Below are 10,454 nucleotides of genomic sequence, written 5' to 3'. Positions count from 1 at the left end.
TTGTATAGGAACTGAAAGGAGCTACAACATGAAAAAAACAAGTTCGATCCTGTCATTGGTGGTGCTCATGTCAACGGCCATCACACCGAGTGCTTTGGCAAGCCAGTTAAAAGCCCCTGTGCTTGTGGCTAGTAACAAAGATGCATACCGATCCATGGATCAAATGAATCAAGGGACGTATCTCACCGAGAAGATTATGGTGAAGGATACGGCAAAGAAAACGATTGAATTGGAACGGTCGGGGTTGCTTACGTTAGCAAATGAGGTACAAGTTTATCAATTATCTGGCGATTCGCTTGTTCCAAAATCTTTGGCAGATGTGCGTGTCGGTGCTGAAAATGTCAGAGTTTATGTAAATGGACAAAATCAAGTCAATATGTTGGTCCTAGAGGGAGAAACACGTGCAGATCGGATGCGCATAGGATTGTACAATACAGGCTTTGGTTCACTTGATCACACTACGTTCCAAGCAAAGTCAGCGGAGGGCTTGTACCTTATTGATAAAAGAACGAATCAGCAGTTTGAGGTTGCACCTAATCAAGTTGTAAACATTACGAATCAAGGAAACAGTCTAACTGTTAGCGTTAATAACCAAACGCTCGTTTCTATGTCGGAACGTCTTTATGTAGTGCCTGCTGATAATAAAGACGGAATGACTGAGGTGTTAAGCCTCAAGCGAGCACAAGGAACACCTAAATATCGGGGTGTGCTGGAAATTAAACCATCTGTGTCCTTCGGTAAGCTATCTATCATCAATGAATTGTCGCTTGAGCAATATTTGCTTCAAGTCGTACCGAGTGAGATGCCAGCATCCTTCGGGGATGAAGCATTAAAAGCACAGGCAATCGCAGCGCGTACATATGCTCTAAGCGACTACTACAGCAATCGTTATGCTGCAAAAGGCTTTCATGTAGATGATAGTACGATGAGTCAGGTTTACAACAATACCCTGGAAAATGCGAAAGTGACGAGAGCAGTAGAGGCAACAGCAGGTCTCATCATGAAGTATCGGGATGAGCTAGTTGATGCACGCTACTTTTCATCATCTGCTGGAGTGGTGGCAGGTCGTCATGAAATTTGGCCTGATCCGATTACACAACAATTTCCAGGAAGCGGTGTACCATATTTGGTTCCACAGAGCTTTGTCATGGAATCTCAAAAGAAACAAGGATTTTTGCCAGTAACCATTTCAAGTGAGGAAGAGATGCTTTCGTTTGTCAAAGATTTATCAATCGTGAGCGTAGATTCCCAATCCCCATTTTTCCGCTGGAAGGTTGAGCTATCGAAAGGGGAGCTACAAAATACCATTAATAAAAATCTAGCTGCTCGTGCTGCCGCTGATCCAAATGGAGTATTTATCAGTCATGGCGATGGGAATTTCGTGAAGGGAGCCATTCCTTCCAGCGGTGTAGGTGAATTATATAATCTTTATGTGAGCAAACGTGGTGAGAATGGAAACATTCAGGAGCTTATTCTGGAAGGAAGTAATGGTACCTTTAAGGTAGTGAAGGATTACAATGTACGTTATTTACTCCGTCCTTCTAAGAGCTATACCGGTGGTGGAGATGTCATTCTTCATCGAACCGCGGGTGATTCCTCTCACTATGATGCTAAACTAGCAATGAAGAACTACAGCCTGTTACCATCCGGCTTTGTTGCCTTTGAAGTAAGTCGCAATGAGCAAGGCAATCTTCAAAATGTCATCATTTATGGCGGCGGAAATGGTCATGGCGTGGGGATGAGTCAGTATGGTGCCTCGACACTTGATAAGCTGGGGCTTCCTGTGGAGCAAATTCTCCAAACCTTCTACCCTAACCACCAATTGGTAAATTTGTATCAATCTTAGAATTTAAAACTTTGTTGAACTCTTATGTAAAATGATTCCTGACCATACAAAGATGGCCGTTTGGTCATCTTTTGTTATAGTCTTGATTTCTAAAACAGAGATTATCTTTAGTAACCTCCGGGGCAGACAAACATATTTCTTTATACGATAGGTGCTACTTTAACAGGTTTGTGGTAAGATATTTTGGTCGGAAATGCCTCATACTAGGTAGACCGGCCGATAATAGAATAAAAGAGAGGCTTACAAAAAATGAATTGGAAACAATATTCTCTGATAACGTCTCTGTTACTCCTATCTAAATTTTTTTGGTTTAGAATTTTTATCTACGATGACCGCAACCCTTTTCACTTGCTTTGGGCTGAAACAAGCTCTGTTTTGCTAATCGTGGTAATCTTTACCTTGCTTTTTTATAAGCGAAAAACACTGATGTATACGATTGCTAACTTTTTACTGTCTAGCTTTATGCTTGCGATCGTTGTGTATTATTCCTACTATGGAAAAATCATGACCTACCAAGCATTCATGCAAATCGGACAGGTAAAGGACGTTTCTTCTAGTGTATTTACATTAATTAAACCTCAGTATTTTGTGCTTTATCTGGATCTAGTTATTTTCTTACTCTGGTATCGCTCCGTGAAAAAGAAAAAACAAGATACGGTTCAAGCACAGGTGGACATGACTTTGGTCAAGCGTTTAATTTTGACAGCTTGTTCTGTGGTGGTTCTGTTCTCTTTTGAGGGTGTAAAAGCAGAGCGAACTGCCGGAATTCAAAACGAAACAAAAAAAGCCCAGCAACAAGGCTTAATTACCTTTCAAGTGAATAGCTTCTTGAAAGATCAGAAGGTTCCAGTGTGGAATGAGGAGTATATAGCACGTATTAAGGAACTAAAGGCTGAACGTGAAAAACAGCAGCCTAAGCAATTATTTGGAGCGGCAAAAGGCAAAAACGTGATGGTTATTCAGATGGAGGCCTTCCAAAACTTTTTGCTTAATAAAAAAATAAACGGTGTTGAAATCACACCAAATCTTAATGCCTTGATTAAGGAAAGCTATTATTTCCCGCACTTTTTCCAACAGGTGGGGCAAGGAAACACCTCGGATGCTGAATTTATTAGCAACACCTCAATTTATCCAGTAGGAACTTCCCCGATGTCTGTTTCTTTTGGAGAAAGAGAGATTCCGAGTTTGCCTCGTATGTTAAAGGAACAAGGCTATGCGAGTATGACCTTTCACGTAAATAAGGCAGATTTTTGGAATCGAGATGTAATGTATCCAGGACTGGGCTTTGATAAATATTATGATACCGAGTTCTTTGGATATGAGGATATTGTTGGACTTGGACCATCTGACGAAATTTTGTTTAATAAAACCTTAGGGGTATTGGAGGAGTATCAAAAGCAGAACCGCCCGTTCTATTCTCAGATCATTACCTTGTCGGGACATCACCCTTTTGTTATTCCACAAGAGAAGGTTACACTTCCACTACCACCAGCTTGGGAAGGGACAAATGTAGGTAATTACATGCAGGCCCAGCATTACGTAGATAAGCAGCTAGGAGCTTTATTTGCGAAAATGAAGCAAAATGGACTCTGGGATAATACAGTTATTGTTCTGTATGGAGATCACTATGGCATTACACAAGATGATCAGGGTAAAGATGGGAAACCAATTATTGAGAGCCTGACAGGACATGTTTACGATAAAGTGGATGCGTTCACGGTTCCGCTGATTGTGAAGGTTCCAGGCAATGAAACTGGCAAGACGATGGCAAATATGGGTGGTCAAGTCGATATTATGCCAACTATCGCCAATTTAGTTGGGCTTGATCTTTCAAACACGACATATTTTGGTCAAGACTTGCTCAATACGACCCATAATGTACTGGGCGAACGCTTCTATATGCCAAGCGGCTCCTTTATTAATGATGACATCTTGTTTATTCCTGGTCAGAGTCTGGAGGATGGTTCTGCTACGAATATCAAGACACATGAAGCTGTTGTGGATCTGGAACCGTACAGAAAAATGTATGAAGAGACTCTAGAGCTTCTGTCTATATCTGATGCTTATGTGAATCAATTACCAATGAGAGATTAATCAAGGATTAGCATTCTGAAGAGCCGTTTTTAAAACGGCTCTTTTTGCTATATTTGCGGAACAAATAAGGACAGGCTCGCTTTTTTTCGTGTATAATAATGGATATTACACAGATGAAAAGAGGGTTATAATGCGCATTCAATTTCATGGACACTCTTGTGTACAATTAACTCATGATCAGCATTCCATCATTATTGATCCATTCTTGACAGGAAACCCTATTACAACAAGTAAGCCAGAAGATATAAAAGTAGACTACATTTTGTTAACGCATGGACATGGTGATCATATTGGTGATGCGGTACAGATTGCGAAACAAAATGATGCTACGATTTATTGTATGGTAGAACTGGCCCAATACCTGAACTGGAAAGGTGCCAAAACGGTGGGTTTTAACATTGGAGGAAAAGTTCAGCTACCATTCGGCTTTGTAAAAATGACGCAAGCATTTCACAGTACAGGCATTGTTTTTAATGATGAACAACAGATAATTTATACAGGAATGCCTGCTGGACTGATCATCCAAATGGGAGGTAAAACCCTTTACCATGCAGGAGATACAGGGCTTTTTGGCGATATGAGACTAATTGGTGAGCTGCATCAACCAGATCTTGCCTTCTTGCCAATAGGTGACCATTTTACAATGGGACCAGAAGATGCTTTACTGGCTGCGGAATGGACTAGAGCTAAAACAGTCGTTCCAATTCACTTTGATACGTTCCCGCCAATTAAACAGGATGGACATGCTTTTGTTAAGGAGTTAGCCAAAAAAGGCATACAGGGCAAAGTAATGCAGCCGGGAGAAAGCTGGGAGATATAATGAACGACCAACAGATAGAAAGTGTTGTTAAACAACTATCCACCCGTCAGCGTGGCATTTTAGGCCAGGAGGAATCACGCAGAACAGCCGTACTTGTTCCATTGATCCGTGATGAACATGGAGAGTGGTCTGTTTTATTTGAGAAGCGTGCTTCCACGTTAAGAAGTCAGGCGGGTGAAATTTGTTTTCCAGGTGGACATATAGAGCAAAGCGATCACAATGAATGGGAAGCAGCTAGACGAGAAACGTCAGAAGAATTGGGGCTTGATCCTGATAAGATCACGTTTGCAGGAGATTTAGATATTTTAGTTTTGTCTTCAAGCTTACTAATTTATCCTTATGTTGGGTTTATACATAGGAAAATCTCTGAACTAGCTCCCAACCCAGATGAAGTGGAAGAAGTTTTTACTGTTTCGTTACGAACGCTTTTGGACACGATACCTGATCGCTTTGACATTGATCTACGCTTTGAGCCAGGGGAGGATTTCCCGTATCATCTAATTGCGAATGGGCGAGATTATAAGTGGAGACATGGAAAGCTCCCTGAATATTTTTATGAAGCAGATGGCCGGATTATCTGGGGATTAACTGCACGGATTCTACTGCATTTTTTACAATTTTTTCGCAGGTAATCAGCGAAATAAGGACAATGAAACATAGCGGAAAACCAAGGAAGACATGGTATAAGGGGACAGGATCCTACAGTACCATGTCTTTTTTGGTTTGTAATGTCAGAAGAGTAAGAAAAATGATCATAAGATGAATCAGTAGCGTAAGAAATGGCTTGTATGTTAAGAATTTATGGTTCTAGTTTTCCCTTTTTTTGCTTATTTAAGGGTAAGGGACCTCTCTTTCGTATGGTCGTCGTTTTTTTCTGCACATGCATGGCAACGCTTGGCTTTGTTTACTCTATAAAGAAGAAGGAGGAAAGCAATGAAGGGAAAAAACAGTCTTACGCTGCGCTGTGTGCTTACAGTGGTGCTTCTCATGCAGTTGGTATTCTCACCTGTCACCGCATTGGCAAGCAAAATGGAAGCAAGCATGGTTGGCCGTCAGATAGATTCGTTGCTTGAAAAGCTTTCGCATGAGGATGTAAGCAAAGGGATGTATGCAGGAATCTCTGTATACAATCTGAATAAGGAAGCCTTCCTATATCAGCATGAGGCAGATAAGAATTTTATTCCAGCATCTAATATGAAACTGTTTATTGCGGCTGCTGCTTTGGAGGAATTAGGTGCTGATTATCAGTTTAAAACCGAAATATATGCTGACGGAAAAGTGGAACAAAACGGTGTCCTTCAAGGAGATGTAATAATAAAAGGCTACGGTGACCCAACCTTACAAACAACAGATTTTCACCAAATAGCGTCTGAATTGAAACAAAAAGGGATCACAGGTATTCAAGGTCAGGTGTATGTGGATGAAAGCTATTTCGATGATATACGTCTGGGACCAGCTTGGATGTGGGATGATGAGGTGTATGCTTATAGCGCACAAATCAGTGGATTATCCTTACATAAAAATAGCATGGAACTAGTAATTACGCCTGCAAAAGAGGTCGGTAAACCAGCTACTGTTAGCATAACACCCGTAAATGAGTACGTAAAGGTTATTTCGTCTGTCACGACGACCGATAGCAGGGAGACCGAGATCACTGTTGAACGGACGATTGGGCATAACCAACTAATCATGAAGGGCAGTATTGGTAGAGATGCCATTCCCTATAAAGAAAACGTTACCATGGAAGACCCTGCACTTTATGTCGGTGAGATGTTTCAGTCGATCCTACAGTCAGAAGGGATCTTATTGATTGACAAGAAATCGGTTCAAAAAACGAGCTTAGTCAAAGGAACACCTCTAGTGACTCATTACTCTCGTCCTCTATCAGAAATCATACTGGAATTGAATAAAGATAGTGATAATTTTTATGCAGAGATGCTAACCAAAACGATGGGAGCTATTAAAAAAGGGAAAGGTAGCTGGCATACCGGTACAGATGCGATTGCCGAGGTGCTACGGGGGGCTAAATTTCCTGGAGCATATGTGCAGGTGGATGGATCAGGATTGTCACGTCTTAATTTGATTACTCCCAATCAAATGATTGCTCTCCTTCGCTATGTGCAAAAGAAGGAGTATCGAGAAGCATTTGAAGCGAGTTTACCTATTGCCGGCATCGATGGTACATTAAAAAGCCGTCTGAGAGAGACCAAAGCAGCTCATACTCTAATAGCTAAAACAGGCTCAATGGGCGGTGTAAACTGCTTATCGGGGTATGTTACAGCTGCGAACGGCGATAAGCTAGCTTTCTCCATCATGATTAATGGAATTTATAAATCAAAGTTTGCAACACAGCTGCAAGATTCGATTGGGACTGTGCTAGCCGAATATCCTATGCTACCGGAACTCATCGCTGAAGTATCAACCAATTCGACATATGAGTTAAGCGCCTTGCTTGACCCGTTGTGGGAAGATCCGGCCCTAGCCAATGTGCATGGCAGTATGATCGTTACTTCCTTAGACCGAACAGGGTCAAAAGCGACATTGTATGAGCATCAGGCGGATCGTTTGTTAACACCAGGTACAATTAGTAAGGAGCTGACGAGTATTGGCGCTCTTTTGACCTTGGGAGAGAATTATTCTTTTAAAACAGAAGTATTCCTGTCAAAACCTGCTAATGCAAATGGTGTGGTAGAAGGAGATATCATTGTCAAAGGATACGGGGATCCAACCCTACGTGCAGATCATCAAAATGATGAGGGGCAAGGACCTACATTAGAACAATTAGTTGGTTTTTTACTAGATAAAGGAATTACACAGGTCAATGGCAATATTTTGGTTGATCAGAGCTATTTTGACCATCAGTTAGTAGGCTTGGGCTGGCCGTGGGATACAGAGAAGCAACTTGCAAAAATCAGCGCTCTTACAAGTGAAGCTGGAAAAGTAAAGCTTACCTATAAGCCTGGAGTAAAAATTGGCGATCCAGTAATCTTTGATATGTGGCCAAAAACGAATTATGTTGTCATCTATCAAAAGGCGTCCACTGTCGGTAAGGGAGCACAGCAAACCTTTCAGTTGAAAAAAGAACGATCTAAAAACATTTTTCATTTTCTTGGTGAATTGCCAATTACTACCAAAGAACGGAAGGAGCTTGTTTCGGTTGAGGAGCCGGCTCTTTATTCGGGAGTATTATTTCTACAGAAAATGAAGGATGCTGGTATCAAGATATCGCCTGCTAGTAAAGTACTCTTGGGACAAGTGACACGAGAGGCGATTAAGCTAGGTCAAGTGCGATCCATGGCACTGCAAGATATCCTGACCCTGCAGAATAAAAATGATGATCACCTGATTGCAGAAATGGTCAATAAAACGATAGGGGCAAGGAAAGCGGGCAAGGGAACGACTGAGGCAGGGGTAGCAGCTACACAGGAGCTTCTAAAAGCCTGGGGTGTAAATACTAGCTACGACATTCTTGATGCTTCAGGAGTAACTCGCTATAATTTACTTTCAGCTCGGCAACTAAACGATGCATTACTTAAATTAGCTGGACAAAAGGAATATCCATTATATTATAACTCCCTACCCATCGCTGGTGTGGATGGGACACTGAAAAACAGGTTAAAACGCACAGATGCTCAAGGTAATCTACGTGCTTTGAGTAGCCAATCACAGGGTGTGTCTAGCATAAGCGGCTATATTACTACGAAAAAGAATGAACATCTAGCTGTAACGATTATTCTCAATGGACATCTCCGCTCTCCAGAAAAAATGAGTAAATGGGAGGATAAAGTCTTTGAATTACTAGCTTCTTATCAAGAATAACGAAAGGGGCTTTAAAAGAAATTCTACTATCGAGGTGAATTAAAAAGGGTAACAGAGAGAGCCAAGCTCAGCAATAGAGCTTGGCTTTTCGGCACATGTAAAGTGTTTTTTTCCATTCATTCTTCACAAATGAAGCCACTTCTTTTGTATTCATTTTCTTATACAGGCTTTTTCGCAGAAAACGTTCAAACATGTGGGGAAACGAAAGGTCAATATAAAGAAGCCCTAATTCATGAGACTGTAGAGGATTTTGCTGTTGATACGCCTGTAAAAAAGATTCAAAGCGTGAGGGACAAAAGGTTTTATGCTTGCGCATGATCATAAAGTGCATACGGGAAATATCCTTGGAAACAAAATCGTGTCGGATATCTTCCCAGTCGATGAGATAAGGAGTGCTCTTCTGAAACATGGTGTTTCGAGGATGATAATCGCCATGACATAGATAATGCTGTTCATCTGGGTACGATTTCCATTCATGATAAAAAGGATTAGCAAGTAGCTTTTGATAGGCCCATTCGGCACGCGTGCTAAACCGTTTGCAATAACGTATAATCCACTTGATTTTAGGAGAATCAGAATGTAGATGCTTCTTATACCACTGATCGATACGTCTTTTATCCGCTTGATACTCATTTTCCCAGTCTAAGGCCCCCATGGCTCTACAGCCAGCCGGGGGAGAAAATCCTAAGGAACGGTGATGAAACCGACCGATAAGTTTACCCAGCTTTACAATGTTTTCCAGAGAGGAAACAGTGGGACTTTTTCCTTTAATCCACTCCTGTAAAATGTATCGTTTGTTTTCAAATGTGAAATATGGCCGTCCGTTTACTGTTAGATATTCACGGGGGATCAAAATATTTTTTTCATGCAGATGCTGTTGAGCTGCACGGATGTAACGCATACGGCTCTCCTGCTCTTTCTTTCCTTTCAGAAGATAGATGCCTTGGTCGGTTATGATTTTACTTACATGCACAGCTGAAATTCTACTTAAATTTTTACTTGAACGTATTGTCAAGCCAAAATGCTTTTTAACTTGATTTGCAAGTAGCTTGTTCATGAGAATGCCCACATCCTCTATGTTTATTATCTTTTCAGTCTATGACACATATGAAAAGTTGTGTACCTGTACCTACATGAATCTACATAACCAAACATCAAAAATTATGGTGTCAGGTACTAGGAGCCGGGGTGTGATTGTCTGAAGGAAAACAGGCTATTTTCTTGGTTTGACAACGGTATGTCCTCATCATACAATGATGCATATAAATGCAAAGCGGCACACATTTACATGAAGAGCCGCCTTCGGGAAGGAGATGTGGCTGATGAATCGTGCACTAGTTGTTATTGATTATACGGTTGACTTTGTGGCGGATGAGGGAGCATTAACGTGTGGGGCGCCTGGACAAGCTATTGAGAATCGCATACGTTCGTTAATCGAAGAATTTCTGCAAAACGGGGATGAGATTATCATGGCTGTTGATCTTCATGAGGAGAATGATCCTGACCATCCGGAGACAAAATTATATCCTCCTCATAATATTCGTGGAACACATGGACGCGATCTTTATGGAGAGATTCAAACGATTTACGAACAAAATAAAGAACGTATTATCTGGATGGATAAAACAAGATACAGTTCTTTTGCAGGAACAGACTTGGATATTCGCCTGCGAGCAAAAGGCATTACGGAAGTGCATTTGACTGGTGTATGCACGGATATTTGTGTACTCCATACGGCAGTTGATGCCTATAACCGTGGATATCAAGTGGTCATTCATGAGGATGCCGTGCAAAGCTTTTCGGCTACAGGGCACCAATGGGCCTTGCAACACTTCAAGAATGCGATGGGCGCTACCGTCGTGTCAAAATAAAGGA

The 10,454-nt window shown here is 41.4% G+C and carries 7 protein-coding genes; 6 read left to right on the top strand and 1 reads right to left on the bottom strand.

What is annotated here, in order from left to right:
• Positions 1-28: 28 nt before the first annotated feature.
• From AYJ08_RS10340 to dacB, 5 genes are all read left to right on the top strand, one after another.
• Positions 29-1,846, top strand: a complete 1,818-nt coding sequence (locus AYJ08_RS10340) for a SpoIID/LytB domain-containing protein (RefSeq protein ID WP_064017651.1) — start codon at positions 29-31, stop codon at positions 1,844-1,846.
• A 249-nt stretch (positions 1,847-2,095) separates the two neighbouring features.
• On the top strand, positions 2,096-3,940 hold the full coding sequence (locus AYJ08_RS10335; protein ID WP_064017650.1) for an LTA synthase family protein: 1,845 nt from the start codon (positions 2,096-2,098) through the stop codon (positions 3,938-3,940).
• A 130-nt stretch (positions 3,941-4,070) separates the two neighbouring features.
• Entirely contained in the window at positions 4,071-4,760 is a 690-nt protein-coding gene (locus AYJ08_RS10330; RefSeq protein ID WP_031415481.1) for a metal-dependent hydrolase, read from the top strand.
• On the top strand, positions 4,760-5,392 hold the full coding sequence (locus tag AYJ08_RS10325; RefSeq protein ID WP_064017649.1) for an NUDIX hydrolase: 633 nt from the start codon (positions 4,760-4,762) through the stop codon (positions 5,390-5,392). The genes AYJ08_RS10330 and AYJ08_RS10325 overlap by 1 nt, the downstream gene beginning before the upstream one ends.
• A 301-nt stretch (positions 5,393-5,693) precedes the next feature.
• Positions 5,694-8,579 (top strand): D-alanyl-D-alanine carboxypeptidase/D-alanyl-D-alanine endopeptidase, encoded by a 2,886-nt coding sequence (dacB, locus tag AYJ08_RS10320; RefSeq protein WP_064017648.1) that lies wholly within the window; start codon positions 5,694-5,696, stop codon positions 8,577-8,579.
• Positions 8,580-8,646: 67 nt separating this feature from the next.
• Here dacB and AYJ08_RS10315 read toward each other — a convergent pair whose 3' ends face one another.
• Positions 8,647-9,636 carry a phosphotransferase gene (locus AYJ08_RS10315; RefSeq protein ID WP_064017647.1) on the bottom strand — a complete coding sequence of 330 codons (990 nt, stop codon included), beginning with the start codon at positions 9,634-9,636 and terminating at the stop codon, positions 8,647-8,649.
• Between the two features lie 265 nt (positions 9,637-9,901).
• Here AYJ08_RS10315 and AYJ08_RS10310 point away from each other — a divergent pair, with 265 nt between their 5' ends.
• The gene (locus AYJ08_RS10310) at positions 9,902-10,450 is read left to right on the top strand and encodes a cysteine hydrolase family protein (RefSeq protein ID WP_031415477.1); all 549 of its coding nucleotides are present in this window, start codon (positions 9,902-9,904) and stop codon (positions 10,448-10,450) included.
• The last annotated feature ends 4 nt before the right edge of the window (positions 10,451-10,454 follow it).

It is taken from the genome of Brevibacillus sp. SKDU10 (assembly GCF_001645205.1).
In the GTDB taxonomy this organism is placed as follows: domain Bacteria; phylum Bacillota; class Bacilli; order Brevibacillales; family Brevibacillaceae; genus Brevibacillus_B; species Brevibacillus_B halotolerans.
This window is presented reverse-complemented; position numbering and strand designations above follow the sequence as displayed.

What these genes read in the sequence shown, in the direction of transcription:
- AYJ08_RS10335 (WP_064017650.1), top strand. Translation starts at nt 2,096, where the DNA reads ATGAATTGGAAACAATATTCTCTGATAACGTCTCTGTTACTCCTATCT.
- AYJ08_RS10330 (WP_031415481.1), top strand. Translation starts at nt 4,071, where the DNA reads ATGCGCATTCAATTTCATGGACACTCTTGTGTACAATTAACTCATGAT.
- AYJ08_RS10325 (WP_064017649.1), top strand. Translation starts at nt 4,760, where the DNA reads ATGAACGACCAACAGATAGAAAGTGTTGTTAAACAACTATCCACCCGT.
- dacB (WP_064017648.1), top strand. Translation starts at nt 5,694, where the DNA reads ATGAAGGGAAAAAACAGTCTTACGCTGCGCTGTGTGCTTACAGTGGTG.
- AYJ08_RS10315 (WP_064017647.1), bottom strand. Translation starts at nt 9,636, where the DNA reads ATGAACAAGCTACTTGCAAATCAAGTTAAAAAGCATTTTGGCTTGACA.
- AYJ08_RS10310 (WP_031415477.1), top strand. Translation starts at nt 9,902, where the DNA reads ATGAATCGTGCACTAGTTGTTATTGATTATACGGTTGACTTTGTGGCG.
- AYJ08_RS10340 (WP_064017651.1), top strand. Translation starts at nt 29, where the DNA reads ATGAAAAAAACAAGTTCGATCCTGTCATTGGTGGTGCTCATGTCAACG.